15 protein-coding genes are annotated in these 14,357 nt (G+C 73.5%); 8 read left to right on the top strand and 7 right to left on the bottom strand.

The window, feature by feature from the left end; all coding sequences use genetic code 11:
* Positions 1 to 293 precede the first annotated feature (293 nt).
* A complete protein-coding gene (locus ACZ6K0_RS13680) occupies positions 294 to 1,478 on the top strand; it encodes an FG-GAP-like repeat-containing protein (RefSeq protein WP_469232195.1) in 1,185 nt (394 codons plus the stop codon).
* Positions 1,479 to 1,668: 190 nt separating this feature from the next.
* On the opposite strand, the gene ACZ6K0_RS13675 is transcribed toward ACZ6K0_RS13680, so the two are convergent.
* The gene (locus tag ACZ6K0_RS13675) at positions 1,669 to 1,884 is read right to left on the bottom strand and encodes a DUF6243 family protein (RefSeq protein ID WP_376410014.1); all 216 of its coding nucleotides are present in this window, start codon (positions 1,882 to 1,884) and stop codon (positions 1,669 to 1,671) included.
* A gap of 289 nt (positions 1,885 to 2,173) precedes the next feature.
* Between ACZ6K0_RS13675 and ACZ6K0_RS13670 the strand changes: the two genes are divergently transcribed.
* Positions 2,174 to 2,554 (top strand): VOC family protein, encoded by a 381-nt coding sequence (locus ACZ6K0_RS13670; RefSeq protein ID WP_376410010.1) that lies wholly within the window; start codon positions 2,174 to 2,176, stop codon positions 2,552 to 2,554.
* A gap of 193 nt (positions 2,555 to 2,747) precedes the next feature.
* Positions 2,748 to 3,146 carry a VOC family protein gene (locus tag ACZ6K0_RS13665; protein WP_376410006.1) on the top strand — a complete coding sequence of 133 codons (399 nt, stop codon included), beginning with the start codon at positions 2,748 to 2,750 and terminating at the stop codon, positions 3,144 to 3,146.
* A gap of 118 nt (positions 3,147 to 3,264) precedes the next feature.
* Here ACZ6K0_RS13665 and ACZ6K0_RS13660 read toward each other — a convergent pair whose 3' ends face one another.
* Both ACZ6K0_RS13660 and ACZ6K0_RS13655 read right to left on the bottom strand, forming a co-directional pair.
* Positions 3,265 to 3,801, bottom strand: coding sequence for a hypothetical protein (locus ACZ6K0_RS13660; protein WP_469232193.1), 537 nt, complete (start codon positions 3,799 to 3,801; stop codon positions 3,265 to 3,267).
* Positions 3,802 to 3,868: 67 nt separating this feature from the next.
* Positions 3,869 to 4,735 (bottom strand): GNAT family N-acetyltransferase, encoded by an 867-nt coding sequence (locus ACZ6K0_RS13655; protein ID WP_469232191.1) that lies wholly within the window; start codon positions 4,733 to 4,735, stop codon positions 3,869 to 3,871.
* A 230-nt stretch (positions 4,736 to 4,965) separates the two neighbouring features.
* Between ACZ6K0_RS13655 and ACZ6K0_RS13650 the strand changes: the two genes are divergently transcribed.
* Positions 4,966 to 6,243: a serine hydrolase domain-containing protein gene (locus tag ACZ6K0_RS13650; protein ID WP_469232189.1), complete on the top strand. Its 1,278-nt coding sequence runs from the start codon at positions 4,966 to 4,968 to the stop codon at positions 6,241 to 6,243.
* Between the two features lie 17 nt (positions 6,244 to 6,260).
* On the opposite strand, the gene ACZ6K0_RS13645 is transcribed toward ACZ6K0_RS13650, so the two are convergent.
* The gene (locus ACZ6K0_RS13645; RefSeq protein ID WP_376409994.1) at positions 6,261 to 7,184 is read right to left on the bottom strand and encodes a ketopantoate reductase family protein; all 924 of its coding nucleotides are present in this window, start codon (positions 7,182 to 7,184) and stop codon (positions 6,261 to 6,263) included.
* Positions 7,181 to 7,774 carry a winged helix-turn-helix transcriptional regulator gene (locus ACZ6K0_RS13640; RefSeq protein WP_376409991.1) on the bottom strand — a complete coding sequence of 198 codons (594 nt, stop codon included), beginning with the start codon at positions 7,772 to 7,774 and terminating at the stop codon, positions 7,181 to 7,183. Before ACZ6K0_RS13640 ends, ACZ6K0_RS13645 begins: the two co-directional genes overlap by 4 nt.
* Positions 7,775 to 7,864: 90 nt before the next feature.
* On the opposite strand from ACZ6K0_RS13640, the gene ACZ6K0_RS13635 reads away from it, so the two are divergent.
* Complete coding sequence (locus ACZ6K0_RS13635) at positions 7,865 to 9,085, top strand: ROK family protein (protein ID WP_469232187.1); 1,221 nt, start codon at positions 7,865 to 7,867, stop codon at positions 9,083 to 9,085.
* 7 nt (positions 9,086 to 9,092) lie between these two features.
* Here ACZ6K0_RS13635 and ACZ6K0_RS13630 read toward each other — a convergent pair whose 3' ends face one another.
* Complete coding sequence (locus ACZ6K0_RS13630; protein WP_469232185.1) at positions 9,093 to 9,911, bottom strand: MBL fold metallo-hydrolase; 819 nt, start codon at positions 9,909 to 9,911, stop codon at positions 9,093 to 9,095.
* 195 nt (positions 9,912 to 10,106) lie between these two features.
* Here ACZ6K0_RS13630 and ACZ6K0_RS13625 point away from each other — a divergent pair, with 195 nt between their 5' ends.
* The 3 genes from ACZ6K0_RS13625 (at position 10,107) to ACZ6K0_RS13615 (ending at position 13,375) form a co-directional block, all read left to right on the top strand.
* Positions 10,107 to 11,636, top strand: coding sequence for an ABC transporter permease (locus ACZ6K0_RS13625; protein ID WP_469232183.1), 1,530 nt, complete (start codon positions 10,107 to 10,109; stop codon positions 11,634 to 11,636).
* 44 nt (positions 11,637 to 11,680) lie between these two features.
* Positions 11,681 to 12,379 (top strand): ABC transporter ATP-binding protein, encoded by a 699-nt coding sequence (locus ACZ6K0_RS13620; protein ID WP_469232181.1) that lies wholly within the window; start codon positions 11,681 to 11,683, stop codon positions 12,377 to 12,379.
* A gap of 123 nt (positions 12,380 to 12,502) precedes the next feature.
* Positions 12,503 to 13,375: an alpha/beta fold hydrolase gene (locus tag ACZ6K0_RS13615; RefSeq protein WP_376409977.1), complete on the top strand. Its 873-nt coding sequence runs from the start codon at positions 12,503 to 12,505 to the stop codon at positions 13,373 to 13,375.
* A 13-nt stretch (positions 13,376 to 13,388) separates the two neighbouring features.
* Here the strand turns inward: ACZ6K0_RS13615 and ACZ6K0_RS13610 are convergent, their stop codons facing one another.
* Positions 13,389 to 14,357: a M23 family metallopeptidase gene (locus tag ACZ6K0_RS13610; protein ID WP_469232179.1), complete on the bottom strand. Its 969-nt coding sequence runs from the start codon at positions 14,355 to 14,357 to the stop codon at positions 13,389 to 13,391.

The following is a 14,357-nucleotide window of genomic DNA, read 5'->3' as shown; positions in this document are numbered from 1 at the left end:
GGAGCGATCAACGCCCACGACTCATCCGTCAGTTCATGTCGACGCACCACAAACGGAGCAACGACCGACCGACTTTCCGGACACGGCCTAGGGCCCGTCCGACAGGACAGGCCGGCAGCGTTCCCGGTCGTCGGTCCACGAGACAGGCAGCCGGTCCGGGCCCTTTCGCTGCCCTACCTGCCTGTGAGGGCCGGTGGGGCGGTGGAACCGCGTAGCAGCGGGCGGAGGCATGCGGATACGGTCCCTGCCGTGGCGCGTTGAATCATGCACGCGTCACATCAGGGAGGGAATTCATGCGTACACCCTTGTTCCGGCGTCTGGCCGCCACGGCCGCCGCGCTGGGACTCACTTCGCTCGGCCTGCTCGGCGCGGGCGTCGCGCCCGCACAGGCCGCGGTGAGCGACTGCCCCACGGGGTACTTCTGTGCGTGGGCGAACACCGACAGCACGGGCTCGATGTTCAAGACGCAGTCGAGCAAGGCGACACTGGGCACGTGGGACAACAAGTTCCGCCTGATCATCAACCGCACGCCGGGTTTCGCCTGCACCTTCGACGAGCCGAACTACGAGGACGGTGCCGGGCGGTACGGGAACGACGGCTACACCACCAGCATCGCCAGCAGGTCCGTCAGTTCGGTGAAGATCGTCCGCACGATCCGGGAGTGCGAGGGACCCGCGTACCCCTACTGGCTCACGGAGACCTCGCCCAAGGCCGCGGGCTTCGGCGACATGAACGGCGACCGGAGGGCGGACGTCCTCGTCCGTGACCTGGTCGGACGCCTGTGGTTCCTGCCCGGTGACGGCAGTGGCCGGCTGGTCGGCGCGGGCGGCTGGAACGCCTTCAACGCCATGGTCCGGCACGGCGACTTCAGCCGGGACAACCGCGAGGACGTGATCGTCCGCGAGGCGGCCACCGGCAGACTGTGGCTCTACCCCGGCACCGGGACCGGCGGCCTCGGCACGCGCAAGCTGATCGGCGCCGGCGGCTGGAACGCCATGAGCCGGATCGCCGCGTTCGGCGACCTGACCGGCGACGCGCGGGCCGACCTGCTCGCGGTGGAGAAGTCCACCGGCAGGCTGTGGCTGTACCCGGGCACCTCCACGGGCACCCTGGGCGCACGCAAGCTGCTCGGCACCGGCGGCTGGAACGGCATGAACGCCCTGGCGGGCGTCGGTGACATGAACGGCGACGGCCGGGCCGACCTCTACGGCCGCGAGGCGTCGACCGGCAAGCTCTGGCTCTACCCGGGCAAGGCCGGCGCGCTCGGTTCGCGTGTGCTGGTCGGCAGCGGCGGCTGGAACGGCATGCCGACGATCATCGCCAACGGCGACTGGTCGGGCGACGGCCGACCGGACCTCATCGCGACGAATGCCGGCGACGGCATGCTGTACCGGTACGCGGGTACGGGCAGCGGCGGCCTCGGAGCCGGCGACTGGCTCGGCGGCGGCGACTGGCGGGACCTGAACGGCGCCTTCTGACCCTCGAAAGGGCCTGCGCCTCCGGGCGGGGGCCCTTTCACGCACCCGGCAAAGACCGTTGCAGTACCAGGCCCTGCCCGGCGGATCATGGCCGGGACCGGGGCCGCGCCCGGTAACGGCAGCGGGGCCCGGACCGCGCGTCGCGGTCCGGGCCCCGGCCCGTGCGGTGCCGCCCTGCGGCGGAGGCGCGTCAGCTCTGCGCGGTGGTGTCGCCCGCCTGTGCGGTGCCCTCGGCCGTGCCGGTCTTCTCGCGCATCTTGCGCACCAGCTCCGCCTTGCGGTCGGCCGCACCCTGGCGGTCGAGGTTGCGGTGCGGACCGTTGTTCTGCCGTTCGGCGCGGGACAGCTTCTTGCGCTGGCCGCCGCCCTGGCCCACGGGGTTGTTGATGTTCTTGCTGTCGGTCACGGGTTCTCCCGGTAGTGAGGTGAAGTGATCTACGGATTCATCGGTGGGGGACGGGCGGCGACGTCGAAGGACGTCAGCAGAGGCCCATCACGCGCTCACTCGTGAATCGGCGTCTGGAAGAACATGACAAAGACGTTACCCGGTTCCGTCGGCCCCGCGGACCAAACGTTTCGCCGCCCGGCGTCGGCGGGGCCTTCGGCGGGGCCTTCGGCGGGGCCTTCAGCGACCGCCCGGGGCACGTGCGCGCGGTGGCCGGTCGGCCCCGGGCCTTCTTCCTACACTGGCGGGCATGGCATGTCGCATCAGTGAACTGGTCATCGACTGCGTCGACCCCGTCCGGCTCGCCGCGTTCTGGAGCGAGGTCCTCGGCTACGTGGAGCTCGGCCGGGAGGACGGGAGCATCGAGATCGGGCCGCCCGGCGCCGGCTTCGGCGGCCCGCAGCCCACGCTCATCCTCAGCCCCAGCAGCGACCCGCGGGCCGGGAAGCTCCCGCTGCACATCGACGTCAACCCCACCGACCGGGACCAGGACGCCGAGCTGGAGCGGCTGCTCGCGCTCGGTGCCAGGCCCGCCGACATCGGCCAGGACGGCACCGAGAACTGGCACGTCCTGGCCGACCCGGAAGGCAACGAGTTCTGCCTCCTGCGGACCCGGCTCCAGCCCCTCTGACCCGCGCGTCCTGACACCGAGCCCCCGTCCGTACGCCCCACGGCCGGGGGCTCACGCGCGTCGGGTGCGGCGCCCGGGCCCGCCCCCCAGTTCCGCTCGCACCCTTGATCGTCGGCTCCGAGAACAGCATGATCATCTGCGTCCACGAGATCAGACGACGACATGCACGCAACTCCGGAACGGGGATCCCCTCATGCGAGTCAAAGCCTTCGACCACCTCGTACTCAACGTGACCGACGTCGACAAGGCGCTCGACTTCTACACCGGATCGCTGGGCCTCGTGCCCGAGCGGGTCGAGGAGTGGCGGGCCGGCAAGGTTCCCTTCCCGTCCGTGCGCATCGACGAGGGCACGGTCATCGACCTCTTCTCGCGCCCGCGAGGCGAGTCCAACGTCGACCACATATGCCTGGTCGTGGACCCCCTGGACTGGCAGGAGGTCATCGACTCCGGCACGTTCGACGTCCTTGAGGGCCCCGTCCCGCGCTGGGGTGCGCGCGGCTCGGCCCAGTCGGTCTACGTGAAGGACCCGGACGGCAACACGGTCGAACTGCGCTGGTACCCGCAGGACGCCGAGGCCCCGGCGGCCGGCTGACCGTCGGGCACGGGCCGAGCTGCCGGGCCCGGCCGATCTGCCGGGCCCCGGTCGACTCTTGCCGAGCCCCGTGCGATCTGCCGGGCCCCGGCCGATCCGCCGGGGCCCGGTGCCTGCCTCAGGGCCGGTCGACGGCGTGCTCCTTCAGGAAGGCGCCGGCGTGGGCCGCCGCCTCCTCCTTCGTGGCGTACCGGGTGTCACCGTCGGCCGCGCCGCTCGTCCCGTCGGCGCCCGTGCCCTCCCACAGCCACCCGCCGGACGGCGTCTCCTGCACCAGTTCGGCCGTTCCGCCGCACAGGGCGAGGGGGGTGCTCGGTCCTGTTGCGCCAGGCACCGAACGGTTCACGGCGTCGGGCCACTTCTTGCGGGCTCCCTGCCGGGTGATGCCCCAGACGGCGCCCATCTGCTCGTAGCTCGCGCCGTAGGACCCGGCGGTACCTGCCGCGATCGCCGTCAACCGCTTGACCTCCGTGTCCACCACCTTCCAGGCGCCCAGCACGGAGAGCGCCACGTCGACCGGCTCCGCGTTCCACATGCGGTCCGCGGGCAGCCCCGACGCCCGGGAGCGAAGCGCCGATGCGAGGGGATGGAGGGCGTCGTAGAGGGCCTTGTGGAGCTCCGCCTGCTCTTCGGGAGTCATCTCCGATGAAGTCATGCGACAACTATAGTTAACGAGCACCGGAAACGGAAACAAAAGTTTCCGACTGTCGGCGTCCGCGGCGTCAGGCGTCCCGGTGCAGGTCCCGGGTCTCGGGGCGTGGCCGGAAGCCGGCCGACTCGTACGCGGCGACGGCGGCGGTGTTGGACGTCGGGGTGCCGACGAACGCGCTCGACGCGCCCAGTTCCCGGAGGGCGGCCGCCGCGGCGAGGGTGATCGCCCTGCCGTGGCCCTGGCGGCGGTGGTCCCGGTGTACGCCCATCGGTTCGAGCACGCCGGGCCTGCCCGGGCCGGCCGACCACACCGTCACCGACGCCACCGCGTCGCCCCCGTCGTCGTACGCGACCAGGGACCGGGCCTCGGAGAACGGCAGCCCGGCCGCCATCGCGTGCCAGTGCCCGCCCGTGAACCTCGACCCCTCGAACGCGGACCGGTGCACCGCGGCGAACACGTCCGCCCGCTCCGGCCCGACCACCTCGATCCGCAGGCCCGGATCGTCCACCCGCTCCGTGAGGTCCCGGTGCAGCGGTGTCCACGACTCGCCGGCGGTCCAGCCGTGCTCCGCCAGCAGGTCCTGGACCAGCGCGCCCGCCGGCGCCTCGACGTCCGCCTCGCCCCCGGGCAGTACCCCGCGCTCCGGATCGGTCACGTCCTCGACCACCCGCCGCGCCAGCTCCTCCTCCCGCCGCGCGTCCGGCGCGACCGTCAGCCGTACCAGCCCGGGACCGTCCAGCAACCCCACCGCGAGGATCCGTCCGTCCCGGCGCCAGGTCCTGACCGCCGCGGCGGTCGCCTCCGCACCCGACCGCCAGAACCAGCCCACGTCCCCCGGATGCAGCTGCATCGGCGCCCCCTCGTCCTGCCACTCCCGCAGGACGCCCACCACCTGGCCCAATCCGTCGACTTCCGGCGTGCCCGATTCGATTGCCATGTCCCCGATCACACACCAGCGCACCGACGGCCGGCACCGGGTTTTCGACCGGCCTCGTGTGTCCGGGGCGCGTCCTCGGGACCGGCGCGCTGCCCGGCCCGGAGGCGCGCCCCCGGAAGCGGCGCGCTGCGTCCGAACGGCGTCAGGCGTCTGCCCCGCACGAGCGCGTCCGGCCCCGCGTGCGGAGTGTTCGGCGGGGTGCCGCCGGTCTTCCGGCCATAGTGCGGCCCATGACACGCACCCCCTCCCGTACGCGTCCCCGTGCGGGCGCCCGCAGGGCCCTCCTCTGCGCCGCCCTCCTCGCCGTCACGGTCCAGACGACGGCCCCCGCACCCGTGTCCGCCGTGTCCCCCGAATCCGCCGTGTCCGCCGAGTCCGGCGGCCCGGGCGGACACGGCGGACGCGACTGCGTGCGGACCGAGGGCCCCCGCGACGACCGCGCCCGTCAGATCCTGGCCATCACCCGCAAGGCCAAGAAGGACCTCCGGCTGAAGTCCGTGCAGCTGCGGGTCACCGTCGACGGACGCGAGGTCGTCACCGACGCGCTCGGCGAGTCCATGACGAACGTCCCGGCCCGGCCGGACATGCACTTCCGCGCCGGCTCCGTCGCGTTCGCCCACATCGGCACCGCCCTCCTCCAGCTCGTCGAGGAGCGGAAGGTCCGGCTCGACGACACCGTGGAACGCTGGCTGCCCGATCTGCCGAAGGCCGACAAGATCACCCTGCGCATGCTCGCGACCAACACCACCGGTCTCCACGACTACGTCACCGACCCGGCCTTCCTCGCCGAGCTGGAGGCCCACCCGTTCCGCGCGTGGACCCCGGAGCAGCTCGTCGCCTACCCCCTCCGCCACTCGTTCTGGTACGAGCCGGGGGCAAGCTGGAGCTACTCCCACGCCAACTACGTGCTTCTCGTCGCCGCACTCGAGAAGATCACCGGCGTCCCGATCGACCGGCTGGTGGAGGAGCGGGTCACAGGGCCGCTCCGCCTGCGCGACACGCAGAGCAACCTCACCCCCGAGATCCCGCGACCCGCCCTGCACGCCTTCACCTCCGACCGCGGCCTCTACGAGGAGTCCACCTTCTGGAACCCCTCGTGGACCACCGCGCCCGGCGCCGTCATCACCACCCACATCTGTGACCTCGCCCGGTCCGCCGAGGCCATCGGCAGCGGCGAACTCCTCTCGCCCCGCTCCTACCGGACCCTGCTCGACCCCGGCACGGTCGGCCTCGGCGGGGCGACCGAGAAGTGCCCCGCCACGATCTGCCTGAAGCAGACCGAGGCCAAGCACTTCGGCTTCGGCGTCATCGTGGTCAACGGCTGGGTGCTCCAGAACCCGTCCTTCTCCGGGTACGCGGCGATCCAGGCGTACCTGCCGTCCGAGCGGCTCGCCATCGCGGTCTCCGCCACGAAGACGGCGACCACACCCGACGGCAACACGGCCGAGGTGGTCGCCCAGCGCATCGCGGCCGAACTCGCCCCGGGTACGCCCCTGGCCGTCGGCTGACCCGAGGCGCCCGACGCCTACGCCGACAGGACCCGGCGCTGGTGGACCCGCAGGTGCAGGGTCGCCAGGTCGAGCAGCGGAGTCGCCACCCCGAGGGCGCGCGCACGATCGGTCAGGTCGCCGAAGAGGTGCTCGACCTCGGTGGGCTGCCCCGCCGCCAGATCGCGGTACAAGGACGGCACCATCGGCGAGCCGGACGCCGACACCACGGCCAGCGTCGCCGCCCGCTCCGCCTCCGGTACGGGGTGGCCCGCCGCCGCGGCGACGGCGGCGGCCTCGTCGAGGACCGCCGGGCCGAGGGCCGGACCGCCCGGGGCGTCGTACACGTCGCCGACGGTGCCGCGCATCAGGCTCGTCACGGCGCCGAACGTCGTGATGAACACCCACTTGTGCCACATCGCGGTCATGACCTGATCCGGCACCGGCGCGTCGATCCCCGACGCGTCGAGGACGGCCCGGATCCTCTCCACGCGCGGGGTGACCGTCCCGTCCTGCTCGCCGAACGCCAGGTGGGCGAGCGGGGCCAGCCGGAGGATGTCACCGGAGTCGTCGAGGGTCGTGACCACCTTGGCCACCCCGCCGAGGACCGCGGACGCGCCGAAACGGGCGTTGAGGACGTCGATGTGGGCGAGGCCGTTGAGGAGCGGGACGACGGCGGTGTCCGGGCCGACGGCCGGCGCGATGTCCTCGACGGCCCGGTCGAGGCCGGTGGACTTCACCGAGAGCAGGACGAGGTCGTACGGGCCGGTCAGCTCGTCGGCCGTCACGAGCGGCGGCGTGAGCATCCACTGCTCGCCGGGGGCGAGGACCCGCAGCCCGCGCTCGCGCAGCGCTGCGGCGCGGGCCGGACGGACCAGGAAGGTGACGTCCTGTCCGGACCGGGCGAGCAGGGCGCCGAAGTAGCCACCGGTGGCACCGGCGCCGACGACCAGGATCTTCATCGTTGGGGACCTCTCGTGGGGCGCCCCTGGGGCGCGGTGGTGAGCAGGGGGGTGAGCAGCCGGTGCGGGCGGGCGAGCGCCGCCGTCACCGGGTCGGCGTCCACGGCCGGGGGCCCGGTCGGGTCCCCGGGCGCGGGAGCCAGCCCCGGTCCGGGGGTGACCAGGACGTCTCCTACGGGTACGGCCGCGCCGCAGCCCGTACACCGTCCGTCGGCGTCGAGAGGGGCCTCGTCGGTGACGTGCCGGAAGACACGGCGCGGGCCGCCCTCCGCCGCGTAGAACTCCTCGCCCCAGGCGGTGAGCGCGCGGACCGCCGGCCAGAGGGCGATCCCCTTGGGCGTCAGGACGTAGACCTCGCGGCGGCCGGTGCCCGTCTCGGGCCGGCGGTCCAGGACGCCGGCGTCGACGAGGGTGGCGAGCCGGTCGGTGAGGACGGCCCGGGGGACCGTCAGATGCGCCGCGAACTCCCCGAACCTGCGGACCCCGTAGAAGGCGTCGCGCAGGATGAGCAGCGTCCAGCGCTCGCCGATGATCTCCATCGAGCGGGAGAGGGCACAGGTCTGGCCGCGGTAGTCGCGCGGAAGCGTCATGGGGTGACCCTAACCCGAAACAGCCCGAAAGAGTTCGGTCACCGAACTGTTTTCAGGTGAGCGAAAGGGACGACTAGGCTCTCGCTCACCATGAACCAGCCCACGGAACCCAAGGCCGACAAGTCGGGAGTGCGCCGGCACAACCTGAGCCTCGTCCTGCGGACCGTCCACGAGGCGGGCGAGACGACGCGGGCCGCGGTCGCCGCCCGTGTCGGACTCACCCGGCCCGCCGTCTCCTCGCTCGTCGAGCAACTCCTCGACCTCGGCTTCCTCGTCGAGTCGGGCAAGACGTTCAGCGGGCAGGCGGGGCGGCCGGGCACCGTGCTGAAACCGGCGGACACCGGCCCCGCGGGGCTCGGCGTCGAGATCAACATCGACTACGTGACGGTCTGCGTCGTCGACCTGACCGGCGCCGACCGGGTCCGGCGCACCGAGCGCCTCGACAACCGCGCCGCCGGCGCCGCCGAGGTCCTGGACCGGGCCGCCCGCATCGCCGCGGAGGCCCTCGACACGGCGGCCGGACGGGGGCTGACCCCGGCCGGAGCCGGGCTCGCCCTCCCCGGGCTCGTCACCGGCGGGACCGTCCGGCAGGCGCCCAACCTCGGCTGGAACGAGGTCGACGCCGAACGCCTCTTCGGCGAGGCCCTCGCCGCACGGCGCCCCGGCACGGGCGGACCGGCCGGCCTCGCCCTGACCTCCGACAACGAGGCCAACATGGCGGCCCTCGCCGAGCTGTGGTTCGGCGCGCTCGGCGACCTCCGCACCTTCCTGCACCTGACCGGCGAGATCGGGGTCGGCGGCGCGATCGTCGTCCACGGCGAACTCCTGCGCGGCGCCCACGGCTTCGCCGGCGAGATCGGCCATCTGGTCGTCGACGCCGAGGGGCCCCGCTGCCGCTGCGGATCGCGCGGCTGCCTGGAGCAGTACGCGGGCCAGGCGGCGCTGCTGCGGGCGGCGGCGGCCTCCGACGTCGCGGAGCTCGTACGCCGTGCCGGGGCGGGGGACCCCCGCGCCCTCGCCGCGCTCTCCGAAGCGGGCCGCATGCTCGGCCGCGCCCTGTCGGGCGCCGTGAACCTCCTCGACCCCGAGGCCGTCGTCCTCGGCGGCATCTATCCGCGCCTCATGCCCTGGCTCGCCCCGGCCGTCGCCGAGGAGCTCGCCGCCCGGGTCGTCTCCGGCCTGTGGACGGCGGACGCGGACCGCCTCCGCCCCGCCTCCCCGGCGACCGACGCGGCCCGCGGCGCGGCGGCCCTCGTCCTCCACGACGTCCTGACCGACCCGTTGGCCTACGCCACGACGGGAAGCGGCTGAACACCCCTCAGGGGGTGGGTGGTTCGACGAACGGGCGGGTCAGGTGGGCCGTGGCCAGGAGCGCGCCGCGTTCGGCGGCCCGCGCGAGCTGCTGCTCGCGGGAGGCGCGGGCCACGGCCGGGTCGCGTTCGTGGGCGTAGGCGACCGCCGGATCGGCGAGCTGGACGGCGTGCACGAGGAGGTCGCCGGTGACCAGGACGTCCCGGCCGCCGGGGTGCTCGACGAGGACCGACTGATGGCCCGGCGTGTGCCCCGGCGTGGGCAGCAGCGTGACACCCGGGCGGAGCCGGTGCGTGCCCTCGATCTCGTACAACTGCCCGGTGGCCCGCAGGGGTTCCACGACCCAGGACCACACCGGGTCGCCCCGGTCGAGCGCGGCGGTCTCCGCGCCCTGGACGACGTACCGGGCCTGCGGGAAGACGGGCTGCCCGGCCGCGTCGGCGGACCAGCCCGTGTGGTCCTCGTGCAGATGCGTCAGGACCACGGTGTGGACGTCCGCCCGGTCGATCCCGGCCTCCGTGAGCAGGCCCGGCAGCCGGCCGGGGACGGGACACCAGGGTGCCCCCGGTCCCTCGGCGGGGCCCACCCCGGCATCGATCAGGATCCAGCCCGTACCGCCCGGGTCGGCGACGGCGAAGCAGCGGAAGTCCAGCCGCCAGGCTCCGTCGGGCCCCACCGCCCCCGGGTCCAGGGCCGCCGCCGCGGCCCAGTCCGCGGCGCGCGCCCCGGGGAACGCCTCCCGCGCCGGTGCGAAGAACATCCCCGTCGCGTCGAGCAGGGCCGTCACCGATCCCCGCCGCGCCGTTCCCCCACTGTCCGGTGACATGGCGCCGACTCTGCCACCGCGAGGCTCCGCCTGCCCAGGGGAACAGGGACAGGGAACGGGGGATGGGGAACGGGGATGGGGAACGGGGATGGGCAATGGGGTGATTCCCGGGCCCGGCCGCCGAGGTGACGTGCTCTCATCCCGCTCTCACGCGGGCCTTATCCCGCCATCACGAGCCGCGCCTACCTTCGCGCCATGTTCTTCACCTACCTCCGGCGCGAGCTGCGCCGCCGCAGAAAGGCGGCGCTCGTCGTCGCCTCCGGGCTCGCGCTCGGGATCGCGCTGGTCATCGTCGTCAACTCCGTCTCCTCCGGCATGAAGGTCGCGCAGGGCAAGGTGCTCGAGTCCTTGTACGGGCTCGGTACGGACCTGACGGTGACCAAGGCCCAGGAGCAGCCCGAGGCGGGCGCGCGGCCGCAGCGGCCCCGGTTCGAGTTCCAGGGCAAGGAGGACGGCGGGAAGGAGCAGAGCAGCGACCGGCTGATGGTCCAGGGCTTCCAGACCCTCGCGGACTCCACCGTCGCCACGGTCGCGAAGCAGCAGGGCGTCGACCGGGCCGTGGGCGGTCTGAGCCTCGTCAACCTCAAGATCAACGGCGAGTTCACGCGCGGCCGGATCCAGCGCGGCGAGGCCCAGCCGGCCCAGCCGGCGCAGCCGGGCGGCGGGACGGGAGGGGCCGGGGACGGCTCCGGCGGGGCCGGGGAAGGCTCCGGGGGCGGCTCCGGCCCCAGCGACACCGTCACCGGCGGCGGCGCCGCCTTCGACGTCAACTCCTTCACGCTCTACGGCACCGACGTCACCGCCCCCGACCTCGGGCCCCTCACCACCTCCACCGTCTCCAAGGGCCGCACCTTCACGACCACCGAGACCGACGCGAAGGTCGCCGTCCTCGACAGCGCCTACGCCCAGCAGGAGGGGCTCGCGGTCGGCGGCAAGCTGACGGTCAAGGGCGTGTCGTTCGAGATCATCGGGATCGCGACCGCCGACAGCGGCCAGCCCGCCGCCCAGGTCTACCTGCCCCTGAAGCAGGCGCAGTCGCTCTCCGACTCCGCCGGCAAGATCACCACGATCTATGTGAAGGCCACCGACTCGACGAAGATCGAGAAGGTCAAGACCGCCATCCAGAAGAACGTCACCGGCACCACCGTCACCACCTCGGCCGACCTCGCCCAGACGGTCTCCGGCTCCCTGGACACCGCCGCGAACCTCGCCTCCACCATGGGCACCTGGCTCTCGTACGCGGTGCTCGTCGCCGCCGTCCTCGTCGCCGGTCTCCTCACCTCCTCGGCGGTCGGCCGGCGCGTCCGCGAGTTCGGCACGCTCAAGGCGCTCGGCTGGACGAGCGGCCGGGTCACCCGCCAGGTCGTCGGCGAGGCCCTCGTCAACGGTGTCGTCGGCGGCGCCCTCGGCATCGCGGTCGGCCTCGCCGGAGCGTACGCGGTGACCGCCGTCAGCCCGAACCTCACCGCCGAACTCGGCGCGAGCGCGGGCGGCCTCGGCGGGCGCGGCGGCGGCATGGTCTTCGGCGGCGGAGCGGGCGGCCCCGGCGGAGCCCGTACGGCCGTCGGCAAGACCGTCGACATCGCCCTGACCGCCCCGGTCGGCATCACCACCGTCGGTCTCGCCGTGCTCCTCGCCCTCGGCGGCGGCCTCGTCGCCGGCGGCTTCGGCGCGTGGCGCGCCTCGCGCCTGCGTCCCGCCGACGCGCTGCGCCGCGTCGAGTAGCCGAGCGGCCGACCGCCCGCACCACCTCACACAGGAGTCGCACCATGTACGAACTCACCGGCGTCACCAAGCAGTACCGGCGCGGCCGGACCAGAGTGGACGCCCTCGCCGGCGTCGACCTCACCATCGGTCAGGGCGACCGGCTGGTCATCCAGGGCCCCACGGGCGGCGGCAAGTCCACGCTGCTCCAGATGCTCGGCGGCCTCGACCGGCCCACCTCCGGCAGCGTCCTCCTCGACGGCACCGACCTGGCGAAGCTCTCGGAGAGCCGACTGACGGCCGTACGCGGCCAGAACATCGGCTTCGTCTTCCAGAGCTTCAACCTCATCCCCACCCTCACCGCCCTGGAGAACGTGGAGACCGCCCTCGTCCCGCTCGGGGTCAGAACCGCCGACCGCCGGAACAGGGCGGCCGAGGCACTGGATTCGGTCGGGCTCGGCGAACGCCTCGGGCACCTGCCGTCCGAGCTCTCCGGCGGCCAGCAGCAGCGCGTGGCCATCGCCCGCGCGCTGGTGAAGCGACCGAAGGTGCTGCTCGCCGACGAGCCCACCGGAAATCTCGACGAGTCGATGCGCGACGAGATCGTGGACCTGCTCGAAGGGCTCTGCGAGGAGCACGGGCTGACCTTCGTCATGGTCACCCACGACAGCGCCGTCGCCCGCCGCGCACCCCGCCTGGCCACGATCCGCAAGGGCCGGATCACCGTGAAGGAGAACCGTCCGGTCGACCGTCCGGTCGGCTGAGACGGGGCCGGAGCGGGGCCGGAGCGGGGCTGAGACGGGGATCACTCCACCGTAACGGTGTTCGGCATTGTCGAACGCCGTTACGGTGGCCGGGCATCAGGAGTCCGGAGTCAGGGAGCCGCCATGTTCACCTTCACGTCCCAGGACGGCGTCGTCATCCACGTCCACACGTGGCTCCCCGAGGGGGACGCGCGGGGCGTCGTCCAGATCGCGCACGGCATGGGCGAGCACGCCGCCCGCTACGCCCCGCTGGCCGAGCACCTCACCGGCCTCGGCTTCGCCGTCTACGCGGGCGACCACCGCGGGCACGGACTCTCCATGCACGCGGGCGCGGGCCACTTCGGCGAGAACGGCTGGAACCTCCTCGTCGAGGACGTCGCCGCCCTCACCCGGATCGCCCGCGACCGCCACCCCGGGGTCCCGGTGATCCTGCTGGGGCACAGCATGGGCTCCTTCGCCGCCCAGCAGTACCTCCTCGACCACGCCGCCCTGGTCGACGGCGTCGCCCTCTCCGGCACCACGGCCGTGGACGGGCTCCTCGCCGGACTCGTGGAGGCCGCCCGGCAGGCGGCGGAGGCGGGCATCGAGGGCGGCGGGATCTTCGACGCCTTCAACGCCGCCTTCACGCCGCACCGTACGGACGCCGACTGGCTCAGCCGCGACGAGAAGCAGGTCGACGCCTACCTCGCCGACCCGCTCTGCGGCTTCGCCGCCGACGACCGGGGGATGGCCGACATGGGCGCGGCCGCCGGCCGGCTCGCCGCGCCCGAGGGCATCCCGGCCGACCTGCCGGTCTACGTCCTCGTCGGCGACCACGACCCGCTCAACGCCCGCCTCGCCCTCTCCGACCTGCTGGTCGCCCGCTACCGCGAGGCCGGGCTGACCGACCTCACGTACCGCAGCTACGAGGGCGCCCGCCACGAGCTCCTCAACGAGACCAACCGGGACGAGGTCGTCGCCGACCTCACCGCCTGGATCGCACGCGTGGCGGGCTGACTCCGCACCCTCCCTACACGCGCACGCCGTGGCCGCGCAGATAGGCCAGCGGGTTGACGTCCGAGCCGAAGTACGGCGTGGTCCGCACCTCGAAGTGGAGGTGCGGACCCGTCACCCGGCCCGACCTCCCCGACCGCGCGATCCGCTGGCCGGCCGAGACGCTCTGCCCGGGGGACACGTCGATCTGCGAGAGGTGGGCGTACTGCGTGTAGCGGCCGTCAGGGTGACGGATCACCACCTCGTAGCCGTACGAGCGGCCGTACCCGGCCGTGACCACGCGCCCCGGACCGACCGACCGGACCGTCGTCCCCGTCGGCACCGCGAAGTCCTGGCCCGTGTGATAGCCCCGTGACCAGGCGCCGGGCTGCCCGTAGTACCCCGTGAAGACGTACGAGGAGACCGGCACCGTCCAGCCCCGCGAGGAGGGCGTGGACGGGGCCGTGGGGCCGGTCGGCTTCGAGGTGTTCCCCGAGGTGCCCGTCCGCTGCTCGTACTTCCACTGGTGGCTGGTCCAGTACCAGTGGCCGCGGTACTTGTACCAGTAGACGCGGTCCTGGGCGTCCCATCCCTGCCGTCCCCGGAAGACGGGCTCGCCGCTGCGGCCCCCGCCCGCCGCGGCCTGCCGGCTCACCTCGCCGGTGCCGCTGCCGGTGCCGGTGCGCTGGACGTACGTGGACTGGTGACTGGTCCAGCGCCACTCGCCGGCGGCGTTCCGGAACCAGTACTTCGAGCCGTCCCAGCCCGCGTGCGCCGGGGCGGGTTCGGCGAGCGCCGTTCCGGTCCCCGCCCCCACCAGGGCGACCGCGCCGACGGTCGCGACGACGGCACGGCGCACCCCGTGCAGGGTCGCCCCGCCCCGTGCGCCGGCCGCGCCGCCGTTCCGGGCGGCCTCGGCGCAGCCCGCGCAGGGGCAGTCCAGCGCTATCTCGTCGGTGAATTCGGGTGCGGTGAGTTCGGGTGCGGTGAATTCGGGGGTGTCCAC

The sequence above is a fragment of the Streptomyces sp. NPDC042346 genome (assembly GCF_055581845.1).
This window is presented reverse-complemented; position numbering and strand designations above follow the sequence as displayed.

What these genes read in the sequence shown, in the direction of transcription:
- ACZ6K0_RS13615 (WP_376409977.1), top strand. Translation starts at nt 12,503, where the DNA reads ATGTTCACCTTCACGTCCCAGGACGGCGTCGTCATCCACGTCCACACG.
- ACZ6K0_RS13645 (WP_376409994.1), bottom strand. Translation starts at nt 7,184, where the DNA reads ATGAAGATCCTGGTCGTCGGCGCCGGTGCCACCGGTGGCTACTTCGGC.
- ACZ6K0_RS13625 (WP_469232183.1), top strand. Translation starts at nt 10,107, where the DNA reads ATGTTCTTCACCTACCTCCGGCGCGAGCTGCGCCGCCGCAGAAAGGCG.
- ACZ6K0_RS13680 (WP_469232195.1), top strand. Translation starts at nt 294, where the DNA reads ATGCGTACACCCTTGTTCCGGCGTCTGGCCGCCACGGCCGCCGCGCTG.
- ACZ6K0_RS13670 (WP_376410010.1), top strand. Translation starts at nt 2,174, where the DNA reads ATGGCATGTCGCATCAGTGAACTGGTCATCGACTGCGTCGACCCCGTC.
- ACZ6K0_RS13660 (WP_469232193.1), bottom strand. Translation starts at nt 3,801, where the DNA reads ATGACTTCATCGGAGATGACTCCCGAAGAGCAGGCGGAGCTCCACAAG.
- ACZ6K0_RS13635 (WP_469232187.1), top strand. Translation starts at nt 7,865, where the DNA reads ATGAACCAGCCCACGGAACCCAAGGCCGACAAGTCGGGAGTGCGCCGG.
- ACZ6K0_RS13620 (WP_469232181.1), top strand. Translation starts at nt 11,681, where the DNA reads ATGTACGAACTCACCGGCGTCACCAAGCAGTACCGGCGCGGCCGGACC.
- ACZ6K0_RS13630 (WP_469232185.1), bottom strand. Translation starts at nt 9,911, where the DNA reads ATGTCACCGGACAGTGGGGGAACGGCGCGGCGGGGATCGGTGACGGCC.
- ACZ6K0_RS13655 (WP_469232191.1), bottom strand. Translation starts at nt 4,735, where the DNA reads ATGGCAATCGAATCGGGCACGCCGGAAGTCGACGGATTGGGCCAGGTG.
- ACZ6K0_RS13640 (WP_376409991.1), bottom strand. Translation starts at nt 7,774, where the DNA reads ATGACGCTTCCGCGCGACTACCGCGGCCAGACCTGTGCCCTCTCCCGC.
- ACZ6K0_RS13665 (WP_376410006.1), top strand. Translation starts at nt 2,748, where the DNA reads ATGCGAGTCAAAGCCTTCGACCACCTCGTACTCAACGTGACCGACGTC.
- ACZ6K0_RS13650 (WP_469232189.1), top strand. Translation starts at nt 4,966, where the DNA reads ATGACACGCACCCCCTCCCGTACGCGTCCCCGTGCGGGCGCCCGCAGG.